Source organism: Flammeovirga yaeyamensis (assembly GCF_018736045.1).
GTDB classification, from domain to species: Bacteria; Bacteroidota; Bacteroidia; order Cytophagales; family Flammeovirgaceae; genus Flammeovirga; species Flammeovirga yaeyamensis.
On record NZ_CP076132.1, the window covers coordinates 2,440,836 to 2,459,125 of the forward strand.

Sequence of the window (18,290 nt, forward strand, 5' to 3'; positions counted from 1 at the left end):
TTTTTTATATCTATATGTATCAATTAACTTTTGTAAAAAGGAGGTTTTGAAACAACAGCTTTCAATTTTCTATTTCTTACTTCAATAAGAATTTCAGAACCAGGTTTCGTTAGTGGTCTATTTACATAGCCAAGAGCAACGCCTTTACCAAGCATAGGAGACATAGTGCCAGAAGTTAATTTACCAATTACTTCACCTTCTTGGTTTAATACGTTATATCCACCTCTTGGTACACCTCTGTCCAATAATTCAATACCTACAAGTCGTCTAGTAACACCTTCTTCTTTTTGTTTCTTAAGGTTTTCTGAGTTAACGAAATCTTTAGTGAATTTAGTTACCCAGCCTAATCCAGCTTCAAGTGGAGAAGTAGTATCATCGATATCGTTACCATAAAGGCAATAACCCATTTCTAGACGAAGCGTATCTCTAGCACCTAAGCCAATTGGTTTAATGTCAAAGTCAGCTCCAGCTTCAAAAATTTTCTCCCAAACAGTTTTTGCAACATCGTTTGGTACATATAATTCAAAACCACCAGCACCAGTGTAACCAGTAGCTGAAATGATTACATTATCAACACCTGCAAATTTACCTTTAGAGAAAGTATAAAACTCCATTTCAGATAAGTTTACATCAGTAAGTGATTGCATTGCCTCTGCAGCTTTTGGACCTTGAACGGCAAAAAGAGACATTTCATCTGAAATGTTTTCCATTTCAACGCCATCAGTATTGTGGCTAGAAATCCAATTCCAATCTTTTTCGATATTAGAAGCATTCACCACTAGCATGTATTCTTCATCTTTGATCTTGTAAATGATTAAATCATCAACAATACCACCTTTGTCATTAGGAAGACAAGAATACTGTGCTTTACCATCAAACAATTTAGAAGCATCGTTTGAAGAAACCTTTTGAATAAGGTCCAATGCTTTTGGTCCTCTTAACATGAATTCACCCATGTGAGATACATCAAAAACACCAACACCATTTCTTACTGTTTTATGTTCCTCGATGTCCGAAGAGTATCTAACAGGCATGTTGTATCCTGCAAACGGAACCATTTTAGCTCCTAGTGCTTCATGCACATCGTTTAGGGCAATTGTTTTTAATACTTGTTCTGACATAATTATTTAAATATATGTGTTTTATGTGGTGAGCTTTTTATAAAAAATAGGCTCAAAAATAGAGATCGAAGACGACCTTTGTATTGAATTGCCAAAAGTAAGAGATAGGATTCGAATTTCATATACTTTTATTAATATACATTACTTAACTTTTACTAAAACATTGAGGGTCTAAATATTGAAAACCAACAAAAAAATGAAGAAATTAGCGTTTGTATTATTCTTACATTCAAACTAAAAATATATGTCCTCAGTACTTTCATTAGTAGGAAATACTCCCTTAGTAGAGTTACAAAATATAAATCCCAATCCAAACGTTAGAATTTTTGCAAAATTAGAAGGTCAGAATCCAGGTGGTAGTGTAAAAGACCGTGCTGCTTTTAATATGATTAACGAAGCAAAAAAGCGTGGAGACCTTAAACCAGGGATGAAACTAATTGAGGCAACAAGTGGAAATACAGGAATTGCTCTAGCCATGATGGCAAGTCTAATGGGTGTGGAAATTGAATTAGTAATGCCTGATAGTGCAACGATCGAAAGAGTGAAGTCGATGAAGGCCTATGGAGCAACTGTTACATTAACTCCTCAGAAAATATCGATGGAAGGTGCTAGAGATTATGCATTATCTAAAGTTGAAGAGGGTGGTTATTTTATGTTGAATCAATTTGATAATCCGGATAATTATTTAGCACATTATAAGACAACAGGTCCAGAAATCTGGAGAGATACTAATCAAGAAGTGACACACTTTGTTTCTGCAATGGGTACTACGGGTACAATTATGGGAACATCAAAATATTTAAAAGAACAATCGTCAGATATCACTATAGTAGGAGCACAGCCAGCTGATGGAGCAAGAATACCAGGCATCAGACGTTGGCCTAAAGAATACCTGCCAAAGATTTTTAATGAATCACGCGTTGATCAAAAAATGGATGTTTCTAAAGAACAAGCAACTGATACTGCTAGAAGGTTAGCAAAAGAAGAAGGTATTTTTGCAGGAATGAGTAGTGGAGGTTCATGTTATGTGGCTTTAGAAACGGCCAAAAAAATGGATAAAGGCGTTATTGTATTTATCGTTTGTGATAGAGGAGACAAATATCTTTCAACTGATTTATTTTAATATAGAATGAGAAAATTAATTTTATTACCTATCTTTTTAGTAGCGTTGTTGTTTTCATGCCAATCAAATGAAGGTAAAAAACAAGTGAAGGAAGAAGAAAAAGTCGAGCTTAAACCCGTAGTATATGATACTGCTAAAGCAAAAGGTCACCAAGCTTATTTTAAGTTATCTGAATGTTTAGTGAAATCAAATCCTACTGCAGCTCAAACTTATGCAAAACGTCTTTTAGCTACAATGCCAGAAGGGATTGATGTTGGGGTGAAAACAGCAACTGAAAATATTATTGCAAGTGCCGACTTAGCAACTCAGAGAAAGGAGTTCCAAGCAGTAACAGCTTATTATCAAAAAGTAGCAGAAGAAGGAAATGCAGGTATGGATGTGTATGTTGTTCACTGTCCAATGGCATTTAATAATACTGGTGCTGATTGGTTAAGTGCTACTAATGAGGTGGACAATCCTTACTTTGGAGATGAAATGCTACACTGTGGTAGAGTAATGAAGGAAATCAAAAAATAATGAATGAGTATTTGACATTTTCACTAACAGTGTTTTTAAGCTTTTTTGCTGTGATGAACCCTATTGCTAATACGCCTATATTTTTAGGGGTAGTAGAAGGTAAATCTAAAAAAGAAATAAAACACATCGCCAAGAAATCTACATTAACAGCTTTCATTATAGTGGTTGTTTTTGTTATTGCCGGGAAGTACATTTTCCAATTATTTGGAATTACTATTCCAGCATTTAAGATCACTGGGGGAGTATTACTCTTCTATGTTGGTTTCGAAATGTTGATGTCAAAGAAATCAAAGATTCATAATAATGATACCGAAGAAAGTTCGGACAGTATTGCTATATCTCCTTTAGCCATACCGATTTTAGCAGGTCCAGGAACTATCGTCACAGCTATGAATCAAGTGACTGATGCAGGATATGATAAAATAGCTATTGTTTGTATTGTTTTCGGAGTGATGATATTGCTTACCTACTTGGCATTCATATTAAGTGATAGAATCCTTGAGAAATTAGGAGCTAATTTAATTGCCGTTGTGGGTAAAATTATGGGATTGATTCTGGCAATAATAGGCACAGATATGCTGGTTGCAGGAGTAAAGTTAGCGTTTGATTTATGATATTGGATCTATAAAATTAAAAGGCTTCTCTAAACATATACAGTTTAAAGAAGCCTTTTTACTTTTATCTTAAATATAAGATTATTTCTTCAACGAATTCAACCTTACAGTCACCGCATTTTTATGTGCTTGCAACTCTTCGGCTTCAGCCATTCTTTCTACGTGAGGTCCAAGTGCACTTAAACCTGTTTCGTTAATCTTTTGGAAAGTGATTTTTCTATAATAACTATCCAAAGAAACACCAGAATAGTTTTTAGCATAACCGTACGTTGGAAGTGTATGGTTAGTGCCAGAAGCGTAATCTCCGGCAGATTCAGGAGTAAGGTGACCTACAAAGACAGATCCAGCGTTGATAATTTTGTCACAGATGTCATCGGCATTATCAAGAGATAATATCAAATGTTCTGCGGCGTATTCGTTCACAAGATCTAAAGCTGTTTTTGGATCTTCAATTAAGAAACTTCTCGAGTGAGTTAAAGCTTTCGCAGCAATTTCTTGACGAGGTAATGTTTTTAATTGATTTTCCACTTCAACCATTGTATTATCAATCACTTCTTGAGAAGAAGAAACGAGAATTACTTGGCTATCAGGTCCGTGTTCAGCTTGCGATAATAAATCGGCAGCAATGAATTCTGGGTGAGCAGTTTCATCGGCCCAAACTAAAACTTCTGATGGACCTGCAGGCATATCAATGGCAACACCTTCTTTAGTAGCCAACTGTTTAGCTGCAGTAACGTATTGGTTGCCTGGTCCAAAAATTTTAGATACCGCTGGTATGGTTTCAGTACCGAAAGTCATGGCAGCAATTGCTTGTGCACCACCTACTTTAAATACGTTTTTGATACCAATTTTATGGGCAGTATATAAAATAGCAGGGTGGATGTTTCCTTCTTTGTTAGGAGGAGTACATAAACAAACCTCTTCACAACCTGCAATAATCGCAGGAGCACCGATCATAATGACGGTAGAAAATAGGGGAGCAGATCCACCAGGGATATACAAACCTACTTTTTGGATAGGAACACTTTTTCTCCAGCAATTGATGCCGTCCATAGTTTCTACTTGTAACGTTTCTGTTTTCTGAGAAGCGTGAAAAGTAGTAATGTTTTGGATAGCAATATCTATAGAAGCTTTAAGGTCGCTATCCACCAATTGGATAGCGTCCTCAAATTCTTTTTCAGAAACAATAATAGAATCCACCTCTGCACCATCGAACTGACGAGAGAATGCTCTAAGAGCAGAATCGCCGTCGGTAGCTACGGTTTTAAGAATGGGTGCGACTTGTTTTTCAATTTCCTCCATTCGCATGGCAGGTCTTTGAAGCAATTCTCCCCAAGTGGATCTATCAGGATTTTTATAAAACTTCATAAGCCTTCTTTTTACTAAAGAATCATTTTCTCGATAGGTACAACTAAGATACCTTCTGCACCTGCTTCTTTTAGAGCTTCAATTTTGCTCCAGAAATCATCCTCTGCAATTACTGTATGAATAGAAACATACTCTTCGTTAGCCAAAGGAAGGATAGAAGGAGATCTCATACCTGGTAAGAGATTGATGATTGTTTGAAGGTTCTCCTTAGGAGCATTCAAAAGAATATATTTGTTGTTATCAGCTGTTTGAATCGAATTGATTCTAAATAATAACTGATCAACAATGGCTTTTTTCTCGTCAGATAAACTTGGAGTAGCTATCATTAATGCTTCAGAATCGAAAATACTTTCAACTTCTTTCAAATTGTTTTGCATCAATGTCGACCCTGTACTTACTAAGTCACAAATTGCATCAGCAAGACCAATATTTGGAGCAATCTCTACAGAACCAGAAATTTCATGAATATCTGCAGATACACCATTTTCTTTAAGGTAATCACCTAAAATTTTAGGATAAGATGTAGCGATACTCTTTCCGTCTAAGTCCTTTAGACCGTTATATTCTTTTTCTTTTGGAATAGCAATGGATAAACGGCATTTAGAGAAACCTAGATGATGGATAGTGTCTACATTTTTATCTTTTTCAACCGCCTCATTGGCACCTACGATACCGAGATCCGCAACGCCATCTTGTACGTAACCCGGAATGTCATCATCACGAAGGAATAAAAATTCTAGAGGGAAATTGCTAGCTTCTGCTTTTAAAGCTCCCTTCATTCTAGGAATTTTAATTCCACACTGACGGATCAAGTTTAATGATCCCTCACTCAAACGACCTGACTTTTGGATTGCAATCTTAAGTTTTGTCATAATTGTTTTGTGTTATCCTTTGATAGTCAAACACTTTAAAAAGTTAATAATGTAGTTCAGTTCTTTAAATGAACGTATTATATGATCTAACTTTTTTAGTTAAATCAATTTTATATCAAATCTACTTATATTTTTAGAAAATTACATCAAATAAATGTTTTTAAAGGTAGATTTATAAATAAATAAACGAATTGTTGATAATTAAGAAATGTAAGTGCTTATATATATTTCTGCTTTTAATAATGGCTTCAATCATCGTATAACGTGAAGAATATTTAATAAATTGACAAAAACACACATTTTATCACCTCGTTAAGGGATTTATGAGATAAAATATTTATTTTGAAATACTTTTTCAATTGAACTAATTAGAAGTTACTTCAATCCCCGATACACGTAATGAATCAAAGACTGATCATATACCTTTTCTTTTTTGCCTTTACTTTGAATAGTACTGCATCACTTTTCGCACAAGGGCAACTATATTACTCAGAACAAGAAAGAATGTTTAATAAAGCGAAAGTTTTATTTTCTGAGAATAATTTTTCGGCTTCACGTAGGCTATTTAAGCAATTCACTAATAAATATTGTGGAGAGAACGAGAAATGCATTGAGGCAGAATATTATTTAGCACTTTGTCAGATGGAATTGGCACATCCCGATGCCGATAAGCAAATTGAGTTTTTCGTTAAAAAATATCCTGTACATCCGTTTTCTAAAAAAGCCTATAAAGCATTAGGGTCTCATTATTTTGAGAAAGGGGAGTATGCCAAGGCATTGGAGGCGTTTAATAAAGATCCGTTTTTTGATTTTTACGATGATAACGATAGAAAAGTAGCCTATCAAGCAGCTTATGCCAATTTTGATCAAGGCAACTATAAAGAAGCCAACAAGCTTTTTCAAGTATTAAAGAAAGGCACTCACCCTTATGCAAATAAATCAAGTTATTATGCCGGTTATTTAGAATATGATAATGGAGATTATGAAACTGCTGCCACTGATTTAGAAAAAGCAGTCAATGACCCTGAAATTAGACCATACGCTTATGCTTTATTGCCATTAGCTTATTATAAGCTTGGACAAGAAGATGAAATGCTAAAAATGATCGCTGAAGCCAGAAGTAATGATATACACCTTCCTTCAGATGCTATGTTATTTGCCGCAAAAGTCTATTTCAAAAAGAATAATTTCGAAAAAGCCAATTTGTATTTTGATGAATATTTAAAAGATATTCCATTATTCGCTGTAGATCGAGTAACCTCCTACCAAATTGGATATACAAAGTTTAAAATTGATGACCCGAAGGATGCTTTGCCTTATTTGTCTAATGCAGCAGATAGTAAAGAAAAGGATAAATTAGCTCAATTATCAGCTTATAATTTAGGAGTAGTGGCCCTTAGTTTGGGTGATAAAGAAAAAGCGATGATTGGTTTTGAGCAAGCGTCCAAATTAGAATTCAATAAAACAATACAAGAACAGTCGTCTTATAACTATTGCAAATTATTATTTGATCTTGAATTGTATTCTTCAGTACCACGAGCATGCGATTACTTTTTGGCTTACTTCCCTAATTCGGGTAGATATTCAGAAGTGGAAAATCTAATGAATGTTGCTTTTGTGAATTCTGGAGATTACTCAAGAGCATTAAAGATATTAGATAAGAAATCGTATTTGACGGAAGCTGAACAGAGAGCGTATCAAGAAGCAGCCTTTAATAAGGCAGTAGAGTTAGGGAATGATAATAATGAGGAAGGAGAGGTGAAGCTTCTGAGGAAATCTCAAAAATATCCTTTTAATGATGATCTTTTGCAGGCATCAAATTTCTTTTTGGGTGAAGGATATTCAGCACTAAATTATTTTGATACCGCAGCTTATTATTACAAGAAAATCCCCCAAGAATCAGAATATTACTTAAAATCAAGATTCGGACTAGCCTATGTACAATATGCTGAAGCGGATTATACATCAGCAATTGATAATTACTCTTATTATATCAATAATGGCAGAAGTTCTGAACCAAGATCTAGAATAACAGAAGCTATAGTGAGAAGAGCCGATTGTTATTTTGGAACACATAAATACGAAGTGGCCGATCGATCGTATGCTATGGCAGAAGGTAATAATTCGGAAGAGCAAGATTATATTGCTTATCAAAGAGCACAGATAAAAAGAGCAAAAGGAATGAAAACAGACGCTTATAGAGAATATAAATCTATTGTGTCTGAGTATGGTTCATCTGCTTTCGCTCCATTATCGGCTTATCATGCTGCTAATTTGTTAAGAGAAGGATATAAATACAATGATGCGATTAAAGAATACAGCATTGTAATTGATAAATATCCTCAATCATCTGTATATATATCAGCTATTGCTAATAGAGCGTTGGTGTATTCATTGTTGGCTCAAAATGATTTAGCGGAAAAAGATTATAAATACCTGATTGATAAAGATCCGGTTTCTCCAGAAGCAGAAAATGCCATTGAAGCACTTCAGGAGATGGATAATGATACGTATGTGGTATCTGAATTGGATCACTATAAAGCTATTTTTAAAGAAGCAAATCCAGAAAGTAACGCAACCTTGATAGATGATTTCAATACTGCAATGAAACCGTATCAGGAGAAGGATTATGCTAGAGCTGTACAGACTTTAAATCACTTTTTAGTAACAACGCCTTCTTCAAAATTCTCTGATGATATTTATTTTTCATTAGGTTTTTCTCATAAGATGTTGAAAAATAATCAGGAAGCAATTAAGGCTTTTGAAAAGGTAGAACACATGCCAGAAAAGGAAAAGTCGTTGAGGTATGTGAGTGATTTACATTTGGAAGAAAAAGAATACAAAGCAGCTATAGAGTCGTATAACGAATTGGATAAAATAGCTACACGTAGAACTACCAAATGGGCAGTGAATGTAGGTTTAATGAAAGCACATTTTGAAGAGAAGGATTATACTGCATCTTCTGCTTATGCGAATAAGATAATTGATGAAAAAATGTCTCGCTATGTTTTAGAAGCAAGGTTATTTCTATCAAAAATAGATTTTGAAAAAGGAAACTATAATAAAGCGTTAACTAGTTTTGATCAATTATCGAAGGAATCAAGTAGTGAAATTGGAGCACAGGCACAATATTATACAGGTGTTTGTTTAAGAAAGGTTGCCTTGATTTATCAAGAGGGAAATCAATCGATTGGCACTTCAGAATCTAAAAAATTAATTGATCAGAAATTCACAACAAGTACACAGGCTTTATTAGGTGTTCAAAAGAAATTTGCAGGCTATCCAATATGGACATCGAAAGGGTATTTATTAATTGCAGAAAATTATATTTCTATAGATGATCTTTTTAATGCAAAAGCAACTTTAGAATCGATTCAGCAATATTCGGTTTCTCAAGAGGATAAAATTTCCGCGACTAAACGATTGGAGGAAATTAAGCAAATCAAATTAGATAAAAGTACTGTAGCACCAACAAACTAAGATAAAATGAGAAAGTTAATGATATATATGCTCATTTTTTGTGGAGCAACGACAATAGGTTTAGGACAAAATTCTAATCTGGAAAATGCAGAGGTAGTGATCGAAAAACAATCGAGTTTTGAACTACCTGTGATGAGTAGAGATTATGAGAAAATAGATAAGATTCAACGTAAAAATAAGAAGGTTCCTCAGCAATATAATGTTACTCTCATTAATGAAGAAGTGGCTGATTCCTTGCCACAACAATTACCTGCTGTACTAGATCAAAGAGAGGAAAAGAAGTTTTACGATAAATATATCCGTGCCGGTTTCGGTAATTATATCACTCCATATGTTGAGTTAGGCATTAACGGGAATACCAATCCAAATTTCGATTATGGAGTAAAGTTTTATCATAAATCATCTCAAGAGGGAGCAGTTGGAAGAAAACTTTCGGCAGAAAGTAGAAACGAATTTGATGCGTTTGCAACAAAATATTCGGATTATGGAATTACAAATGCTTCTATCAACTATAATCGACAGGGAACACACTTTTATGGTTTCACTGCCGATCCGAATATGATTTCTCAAGACAGCATCAAACAGATTATTCAATCTATAGGCTTTGATGTGAGTCATGAAATCCCATCTTATTTAACTGGGAATGATCTTTCATTTAAAGGAGGGTTGTTATTTGATTATACTTTTGATCATTATAACGCTAATGAAGTTGAGTTGGGTCTTCAATTAGAGGGAGATTATCAATTAAATGAGGATGCAAAAATCAATGCTCACTTAAAAGGAGCCTATAATCAGTATAACAATAAAACACTCACAGATACAGAAATCAGCCAAAATAGAAGTTGGTTTAAATTGGGAGTGAATTACCAGACTTTTTTAGATGATATTTATATTAAAGCGGGATTGAAATTAGCTTACTCAGGCGACACTTCTCAGTATGATAAAGGCTTTTATATATATCCCGATATCCTAGTGCGTTATACCATTAGTGAGGATGAACTAGCTGCTTTCTTTAAAGTAGATGGTGACTTAGAATTGGTCAATTATAATAATGTGACAAGCATGAATCCTTGGGTTAATAATAATCTAAACTTATTACATGAGGATAAAGCAATAAATATTCAATTAGGAGCAGAAGCAAATTTATCTGATGAAATTGGCGTGAAAGGTAGTATTGGTTATGCATTATCAAACAATATGGGCTTTTTGATAAATTCCCCAACAGATGTTTCGAGATTTGAAATGGTCTATGCCACTAATGACAAGACTGGCAATTTCAAAATTGATCTTGAGGGCATGTGGAGTAAAAGAGAATGGGAAGTGATCGCTCAAGCAAGATTGAACGCATACAATGTTCAAGATACTTTAATAGGTAAGGCGTATCATCGACCAATTTCAGAAAATACTATTTCAGTGAAATATAAATATTTATCCAATTGGAAATTCGGTGCTGTAGTATATAATAAGATAGGGATAAAAGCTGTAGAATTTGATCCACAAACGGGAGCAAGAAACGAAATTAATTTGCCCGTAATATTTGATTTGAATCTAACAGCACAATATCAATTCAACGAAAATCTATCTGCTTTTGGTTTAGTCAACAACTTGTTTAGTCAAAAATACCAAGAGTATTATAGATACAATGTTAGAGGATTTCAATTGATGGCAGGGGTGAGTTATAAATTTTAATTCCTGTAATACGTAGAAATCAGTAGAAAAATATAATAATGTGTAGCATATTTAATTATATAACACAAAAAGAATTTTCATTTTACAATTGATTCTTTAATTTAGTGTATGATGAATGGTGTGTTTTGTATAAAAAATCCATTATTCAATTTTTTGGCATTTACTCTTTAATTATAAACGCATGATTGCAGATGCAATAAAAAACGCACTTTTAGATTGGTGCGTGGTGGTTATTCCTGACTTGGGAACATTTTGGTCAGAAGAAAGTGGGGCAGAATTATCGCCTTCAGGTAATCTGATTAAACCACCTCATGTTAATATCTCATTTAAGACAGAAATTGAAGACAAAGATAGCGATGTCTATTCTTTGGTGGAATTTATTTCTAAAAATGAGGATTATGATGCTGAAGAAATAGCGATTCAAATCAGTATGTTTGTTATGAACATCAAACAGCGTCTTGAGGACGGAGAGACCGCACCAATTGGTGATTTAGGTTATTTCGTTCAGGAGGATGGTGAAGAAATTGAGTTCAGACAAAGAAGCGAGAGTAATATCATTCCAGATAGCTTTGGATTGCCAAAAATAACTGCAACTCCACTCGTTCAAGAAGAAATTCTTGAGGACGAACCAATATATGATACCGAAGAAGAAGTTTTTGAGGAAGAAACGAAATCGAAAAAGCCTATTTGGTTATTTGTGGCTATTCCATTGATTATAATTTTTACAGCAGCAGCCTATTTCTTCTTCAAGCCAACAGTAGATACACCTATGGCTGAAAATGAAACAGAGGAGACGGTGCAAAATGAACAAGAAGAAGTTTCTACAACTTCGGATGATGAAGTTAGTGAAGAAGATAATGAAGAACCCGCTGCGGTAACTTCTGATAATTCAGAAACAACGATTACTCAAGAAGAGGAACCAAAAGAAGAAATTGTTTCTCCTGTTTCATCAAGTGAAAGAAATGGAAACGTTCATATAGTTATTTCTTCATTTGGTGCAAGAGTAAATGCTGAAAAAGCAGTGAAAGAAGCAGAGGCAAAAGGATTTAGTCATGTAGGAGTAATAGCTACTAAAGATAAATTTAGAGTGGCTATTAAAGGATTCAATTCTCACCAAGAAGCAAAAGCAGATTTAGCTGATGTCCAAAAAGTATATAAAGGTGCTTGGATTATCAGAAATTAAATTGACACAATATAAACCATACTATAGATGAACTTTTTAATGAGTGTTTTACAAGACACGGAAATGCCAGAAACTGGTATGCAAGGAGTTTTTGAGGAATCACTTTCTTTATTTGAATTGATCGAAAAAGGAGGTATCACTATGATAATCTTAGGGGTACTATTCGTGATTGCCTTTTATCTTTTAGTCAATAAACTTTTAACCATTAGAAAAGCGAAAAAAGATCCCACTAAAATGTTGGATAAAGTAACCGCTTATGTTCTAAAAGGAGATATTGATACCGCCAAAAAGTATGCAGATAAAGAGCCTACTCCAATGGGGAAGATGATTAAGACTGGCTTAAACTATATTGGTACAACTTCAAAATTAGATATGATTGAAAAAAGTATCGAAAATGTTGCAAAAATTGAGTTATATAAGCTTGAGAAAAATGTGGCATTAGTAGGTATGATTTCAGGTGCTGCACCAATGATTGGTTTCTTCGGGACAGTAATAGGTATGATCAATGCATTTATTGCTATCTCTCAGGAAGAAGGATCAGTAAGTCCTAAGCTTTTATCATCTGGTATTTACGAAGCAATGATTACTACTGCGGGTGGTTTAGCAGTAGGTATTTTTGCATATATCGCATACAACTATTTAGTAAGAGCGATGGCAGACGTTGTTCATAAAATGGAAGTGGTGACAATTGAGTTTATTGAATTACTTCAAAACAATTAATCATCATGGGATTAAAACAAGAGAATAAAATTGACCCATCATTTAACATGTCGTCTATGACGGATATGATCTTCTTGTTGTTGGTCTTTTTTATGTTGACATCCAATTTTGTAACACCTTCTGGTTTACCTATATCAGTACCAAGTAGTAAGACCTCTACTAAGGTAATGCCTAAAGTGTCTGTAAGTATTACAAAAGATTTAAAATACTACGTAAACGAAGTGGAGGTTCCTTTAAACTATCTAGAGGAAGAATTAAAAAATGTACTACCTCAAAAAAAGGAGGGAGTAGTCGTTTTAACAGTAGATAAAGAGGTTCCTGTTCAACATTTAGTGAATGTTGCCGGAATAGCAGCAGGTTTAAAGGCAAAAGTGTCAATTGCCACAAAACCGACATCGAAAGTGGGTAAGTAATTATGGCCTTGAAGAAAACCAAAGCAGAAAGAGATCAAGATTTTAAGCATAGATGGATATCTATTTTCTTTACTATGTTAGTCACTGCAGGGATATTAATTCTTGCATGGTACACTATTGTTTGGTCGCCACCCGATCCACCTATTCCGCAATATGGTATTGAGGTGGCTTTTGGTTTGGATGAAGCTGGTTCTGGAGCTGTAAAATCAGAAGCACCTGTTGTGGAGGATAATGATATTCTGGATGAGCCAAAACCATCAGAACCTACTCCCGAACCTGAACCTCAAGAAACTATAGAAGAGACTGTTGAAGAACCCGTTGAGGAGGTGGTAGAAGAAGCACCTACTGAACAAATTCCTTCAAATGATCCGGCACCAGTTACAGATCAAGAAGTAGAAGAATCTGTGCCTGTAGCTGAAAAGCCTGCTCCTAAAGAAGAGAAAAAAGAAATTAAAGAAAAGCCTAAAGAGGTAGTTAAAAAAGAAGAACCTAAACCTAAGACACCTCAACATACTATGGGACCTGCCAATAGTACTGGTACGGCTGATCAACAAAAATCAAATAATAAAGGTAATGTTGATGGAGCAAAAGGAAACCAAGGATCCGAGAAAGGTACATTAAATAGTGATACAATGATGAAATCGGATGGAGGTTCAGGTGGCTCAGCATTGAGTATGCCGGGTTGGAATTGGATCGATCCACCTCAAGTAGATGATACGTCTACAGCTACAGGTAAGATTGTTATTGATATTCAAGTAGATGAATACGGTGATGTTATTGCTCTTAAAACAGTTTTTAGGTCCGTACCAAGAGCAGTGGTTCTTAAGTATGAAGCTGCTGTAAGGAATTTATCTTTTGCACCTACAAGAGCTGATGCCGATATTCAAGGAATTACTAATGGATCGATTACATTTATTTTACGCAATAAATAAATTTTAAAAATTAAACTCTTCAACAAACTATTATTTTATACTATTTACTGATGGAACAAGCTATTACCGATCAAGTGATTTGCAGAAATTGTAAAACACCTCACAGATATGATATTGAAAATTGTACAGTTTGTGACTTCCCAATTTACGGGACAGATAAAGAACAATCTGTGTTTATTGCTAAACAAATCACACAAAAAGCAGATGTAAAAGACTCATTTAGAAAGATGCAATTGTCTAGAAATTTACTGTTTGGGATAGGGGCCTTCAATATTTGCATGGCTCTATTTTCTTTAATCATTGAAAAATCATTCGGCATTGAATTGTTTTTTGGTATTGCTTTAGGAGGTTTATTTATTTTCTTTTCATTATTGACGAAGAAGAACCCTCTTTTCGCTACCGGAGGTCCAATTGTATTATACCTAATCTATATTGTGGCTTTAACTACTATTGATTCCAGGTATTTAACGGATGGAGTAATTTTTAAAATCGCCTTTTTTATGATTTTAGGATATGGTTTTTTTAGTACAATTAAGGCCAATTCTATTTTAAAGAAAAATCCGTATTTGGTTTCTCTTATTGATAAGAAATAAGAATAATGATTATTCATTTTTGAATCTCATGGTGAATAAACTAACATTAGTATATCATGATTTATTTAATCATCAAAGCAGTTTTGATATCCGTTATTTCTGATTAATTTCGCTAAAAATAATCCTTATAAAATGAAAAAAATCAATATCCCAGCTCAGATCAGAGGTCTTATCTTTGATATGGACGGAACTGTTGCCGATACAATGCCAACACATTATTTAGCTTGGAAAGTAGTATTTGATGAAATTGGATACAATTTTACCGAAAAAGAATTTTATGAATTGGCAGGGGTGACATCAGTAGAAATCCTTGAAAAGATAGCAAATGAACATGGTTTTGATGTCGATGCTCAACATTATGCAGATAAAAAAGATCAAGAGTATCTTAAATTGGTAGCTAAAGGTGAAGTGAAGCCTGTTGAACCTATTTTTAACATCGTAAAGGAATATTTTGGAAAGTTACCTATGGCTATTGGTACAGGTAATAACGATGAAGTTATTGAACATACTTTAACTGGTTTGGGTGCCTATCACATGTTTGATGTGAAAGTAGGGGCAGACCAAGTGGAAAATGGAAAACCTGATCCGGAAACATTCTTGCAATGTGCTATCAGAATGAATATTGAGCCTCAATATTGTATAGTTTTCGAAGACGGAAATCCTGGTATCGAAGCTGCAAAAAGGGCAGGAATGAGAGTAATTGATGTAAGAGAATATATTTAGCAAAAATGAGATTGTTTTTAAAGTACAAAACAATCTCATTTTTTTTATAAAACATTGATTACTAATGTGTTGAAATTACACTTATTCAAAAAATATTTAAAATAATTGTTAATTATTTATTGGAATATTTTAATCTTGAAGATTTGTAAATAGGTCAAATACAAAGAGTTATTTGTATTAAAAGTGGATTGCTATTGTTATCTATACCCTAGACTGACAATAGTCATGTTTTAAACCGATTTGATTGTCTAGTATTGTACCGTTATTTAAAAAATCAACAAATATTAAATTTACGAAGACATGAGTTTAATCGTAGACGTTCACGCAAGACAAATCCTTGATTCAAGAGGTAATCCTACAGTAGAAGTAGACGTAACAACAGAAACAGGTACAGTTGGTCGTGCTGCAGTTCCATCTGGAGCATCAACTGGTGAGTACGAAGCTGTAGAATTACGTGACGGTGGATCGGAATACTTAGGTAAAGGTGTTTTGAAAGCGGTTGAAAACGTTAATGAAATTATTGCTGAGGAATTAATCGGTGCTTCTGTATTCGAACAAAATGCAATCGACCAAGCAATGATCGCTTTAGACGGTACTCCTAACAAAGCAAAATTAGGTGCTAACGCTATCTTGGGTGTATCACTTGCAGTAGCTCACGCAGCAGCAGCTGAATTAGGTCTTCCTTTATATAGATATGTAGGTGGTGTTTCTGCAAACACAATGCCTGTACCAATGATGAACATCATCAACGGTGGTTCTCACTCTGATGCACCTATCGCATTCCAAGAGTTCATGATCCAACCTGTATCAGCTACAAACTTTACTGATGCTATCCGTATCGGATGTGAAGTATTCCACGCATTGAAGAAAGTAATCCATGACCGTGGTCTTTCTACTGCAGTAGGTGACGAAGGTGGTTTCGCTCCAGCTTTCGATTCAACTGAGGATGCTTTAGATTCAGTTAAAATTGCAGTAGCAAACGCTGGTTACGAGTTCGGTAAAGACATCACTATCGCTTTAGACTGTGCTGCTTCTGAGTTCTTTGTAGACGGTAAATACAACTACGAGAAGTTCGGTGACATGAAAGGTGGTATCAAAACTTCTGAAGAGCAAGCTCAATACTTGGCTGAATTAGCTGAGAAATACTGTATCACTTCTATCGAAGACGGTATGGATGAGAACGATTGGGACGGTTTCAAGAAATTGACTGACCTTTGTGGTGATAAAGTACAATTAGTAGGTGACGATTTATTCGTAACTAACGTTGAGAAATTAGAAAGAGGTATCAACGAAGGTATCGCTAACTCTATCTTGATCAAAGTTAACCAAATCGGTTCATTGACTGAGACTATCGCTGCAGTTGAAATGGCACACAGAGCTGGTTATACTTCAGTAATGTCTCACCGTTCTGGTGAAACTGAAGACAACACTATTGCTGACTTGGCAGTAGCATTGAACTGTGGTCAAATCAAGACTGGTTCAGCTTCACGTTCAGACCGTATGGCTAAGTACAACCAATTACTTCGTATCGAAGAAAAACTTGGTTCTACTGCTAAATACTTAGGTTTGAAAGCATTCAAGCAAGACTTCAACTTCTAATTAGAAGTTAAATATAATTTCGCACTGTAATTCATTTACAGTCGGGTGGAGGCTATCTTTTATAAGGTAGCCTCTTTTTTTGTTGGAACAAATATTATTTTTATTTAAACTCATTATAAATAATATGTTTATTATTTGTAATTAATCTTAATAAGCTTTAGGTTTGTCATGACAATAAAATTTTTCAACTCACTACTTTTTTTGAAAATGAATCTTTCAAAGATGAACACTAAATTATTCATTTCTCTTATAGCTTTAAGCTCAATCTTTTTCTCTTGTTCTGATGATACAGACACTACTCCTGCAACAAGAGTTAATTATGATTTTGATAATGTAGATTACTCAGGACAAACAGCTAGAATCATGATGTTAGATTCTTTAGAGTCTTACATTAAGTCTGCAAACGATGGTACAACTGCTATAACAGCAACCCATATGAATGCTATCTACACAAACGAATCAGGCGATCTATTCGGGTCTTCTAAGGATTTAGAAAGTAAAACAGCAAATGATCCTACTTTAATTGCCAATGTATATGATCAAGTGCCAGCTTATTTTGCATCTGCGGAAGCTGCATCAGGTAATGCTGATAACATTATTGGAGGTCGTTTATTTGATGCGCAAGGTCACGAACCTGCTCAAATGGTGGGTAAAGGATTAATGGGTGCGGTGTTGTATTACCAATCAGTTTCTTATTATTTAACTGCTGAGAAATTAAATGCAGGAGATAATGAAACAGTTACAGAAGGTAAAGGTACAGATATGGAACACTATTGGGACGAAGCTTTTGGTTATTTTGGAGCAACAACAGATTACTTGACAAACGAAGAAGCTACTAATTACTACTGGGCTAAATATGCAGCATCAAGATCATCTGTATACGATGTTAGAGCTGACATATTTAATGCATTCATTGCAGGTCGTCAAGCAATAGCAGATAAAGACTATGAAGAAAGAGATGTTCAAGCAGCAATCATTCAAGCAAAATGGGAAGAGTTAGTGGCTATTAATGTTGTTCATTATGCTAACTCTGTAATTTCTGATACTGAACTAGGAGATATCTTACACCACTGGTCGGAAGCAGTTGCTTTTGCTACTGCATTACAGTACAATACTTCTAAAACTATCACGAATGAAAATATTGCTATCATACTTGCAGCTTTATATTCTGATGATATCAAAAATGAAGATAAAACAGCTTTAAATGCTAAAATGGAAGCAGCAAAAGCGGTAATTAAGTCTACTTATGGCTTCTCAGACGAGGTTATGAGTAATTTATAATTATCTTTGCAAAATATTTACAAATAATAAACTAACTCAGCAGACAATCTATCTGCTGAGTTA

At 34.6% G+C, this 18,290-nt stretch carries 16 protein-coding genes; 13 read left to right on the forward strand and 3 right to left on the reverse strand.

Annotated features, from left to right (window positions below; translation table 11 throughout):
• Positions 1–23: 23 nt before the first annotated feature.
• Positions 24–1,121, reverse strand: coding sequence for a glycine cleavage system aminomethyltransferase GcvT (gcvT, locus tag KMW28_RS09560; RefSeq protein ID WP_169665350.1), 1,098 nt, complete (start codon positions 1,119–1,121; stop codon positions 24–26).
• Positions 1,122–1,365: 244 nt separating this feature from the next.
• Here gcvT and cysM point away from each other — a divergent pair, with 244 nt between their 5' ends.
• From cysM to KMW28_RS09575, 3 genes are read left to right on the forward strand one after another with little or no spacing between them, the layout of a single operon-like run.
• The gene (gene cysM, locus KMW28_RS09565; protein ID WP_169665349.1) at positions 1,366–2,244 is read left to right on the forward strand and encodes a cysteine synthase CysM; all 879 of its coding nucleotides are present in this window, start codon (positions 1,366–1,368) and stop codon (positions 2,242–2,244) included.
• A 6-nt stretch (positions 2,245–2,250) separates the two neighbouring features.
• Positions 2,251–2,760: a DUF3347 domain-containing protein gene (locus KMW28_RS09570; RefSeq protein ID WP_169665348.1), complete on the forward strand. Its 510-nt coding sequence runs from the start codon at positions 2,251–2,253 to the stop codon at positions 2,758–2,760.
• Positions 2,760–3,374 carry a MarC family protein gene (locus KMW28_RS09575; protein ID WP_169665347.1) on the forward strand — a complete coding sequence of 205 codons (615 nt, stop codon included), beginning with the start codon at positions 2,760–2,762 and terminating at the stop codon, positions 3,372–3,374. The genes KMW28_RS09570 and KMW28_RS09575 overlap by 1 nt, the downstream gene beginning before the upstream one ends.
• An 81-nt stretch (positions 3,375–3,455) precedes the next feature.
• Here the strand turns inward: KMW28_RS09575 and hisD are convergent, their stop codons facing one another.
• Positions 3,456–4,742, reverse strand: a complete 1,287-nt coding sequence (gene hisD / locus KMW28_RS09580; RefSeq protein ID WP_169665346.1) for a histidinol dehydrogenase — start codon at positions 4,740–4,742, stop codon at positions 3,456–3,458.
• A 14-nt stretch (positions 4,743–4,756) separates the two neighbouring features.
• Positions 4,757–5,614: an ATP phosphoribosyltransferase gene (gene hisG / locus KMW28_RS09585; RefSeq protein WP_205958214.1), complete on the reverse strand. Its 858-nt coding sequence runs from the start codon at positions 5,612–5,614 to the stop codon at positions 4,757–4,759.
• A gap of 399 nt (positions 5,615–6,013) precedes the next feature.
• Between hisG and KMW28_RS09590 the strand changes: the two genes are divergently transcribed.
• The 10 genes from KMW28_RS09590 to KMW28_RS09635 all read left to right on the forward strand — a co-directional run bounded on the left by KMW28_RS09590 (position 6,014) and on the right by KMW28_RS09635 (position 18,227).
• Positions 6,014–9,094, forward strand: coding sequence for a tetratricopeptide repeat protein (locus tag KMW28_RS09590; protein WP_169665345.1), 3,081 nt, complete (start codon positions 6,014–6,016; stop codon positions 9,092–9,094).
• 6 nt (positions 9,095–9,100) lie between these two features.
• Positions 9,101–10,783: a TonB-dependent receptor gene (locus tag KMW28_RS09595; RefSeq protein ID WP_169665344.1), complete on the forward strand. Its 1,683-nt coding sequence runs from the start codon at positions 9,101–9,103 to the stop codon at positions 10,781–10,783.
• 181 nt (positions 10,784–10,964) lie between these two features.
• Positions 10,965–11,966 carry an HU domain-containing protein gene (locus KMW28_RS09600; RefSeq protein WP_169665343.1) on the forward strand — a complete coding sequence of 334 codons (1,002 nt, stop codon included), beginning with the start codon at positions 10,965–10,967 and terminating at the stop codon, positions 11,964–11,966.
• A 27-nt stretch (positions 11,967–11,993) separates the two neighbouring features.
• Entirely contained in the window at positions 11,994–12,686 is a 693-nt protein-coding gene (locus tag KMW28_RS09605) for a MotA/TolQ/ExbB proton channel family protein (RefSeq protein ID WP_169665342.1), read from the forward strand.
• 5 nt (positions 12,687–12,691) lie between these two features.
• A complete protein-coding gene (locus KMW28_RS09610) occupies positions 12,692–13,099 on the forward strand; it encodes an ExbD/TolR family protein (RefSeq protein ID WP_066207882.1) in 408 nt (135 codons plus the stop codon).
• 2 nt (positions 13,100–13,101) lie between these two features.
• On the forward strand, positions 13,102–14,031 hold the full coding sequence (locus KMW28_RS09615; protein ID WP_169665341.1) for a hypothetical protein: 930 nt from the start codon (positions 13,102–13,104) through the stop codon (positions 14,029–14,031).
• A gap of 50 nt (positions 14,032–14,081) precedes the next feature.
• The gene (locus KMW28_RS09620; RefSeq protein WP_169665340.1) at positions 14,082–14,624 is read left to right on the forward strand and encodes a hypothetical protein; all 543 of its coding nucleotides are present in this window, start codon (positions 14,082–14,084) and stop codon (positions 14,622–14,624) included.
• A 132-nt stretch (positions 14,625–14,756) separates the two neighbouring features.
• Positions 14,757–15,347, forward strand: coding sequence for an HAD family hydrolase (locus KMW28_RS09625; RefSeq protein ID WP_169665339.1), 591 nt, complete (start codon positions 14,757–14,759; stop codon positions 15,345–15,347).
• Positions 15,348–15,647: 300 nt separating this feature from the next.
• Positions 15,648–16,946, forward strand: a complete 1,299-nt coding sequence (gene eno, locus KMW28_RS09630) for a phosphopyruvate hydratase (RefSeq protein WP_066207875.1) — start codon at positions 15,648–15,650, stop codon at positions 16,944–16,946.
• 222 nt (positions 16,947–17,168) lie between these two features.
• Positions 17,169–18,227, forward strand: a complete 1,059-nt coding sequence (locus tag KMW28_RS09635) for a DUF4856 domain-containing protein (protein WP_169665338.1) — start codon at positions 17,169–17,171, stop codon at positions 18,225–18,227.
• The last annotated feature ends 63 nt before the right edge of the window (positions 18,228–18,290 follow it).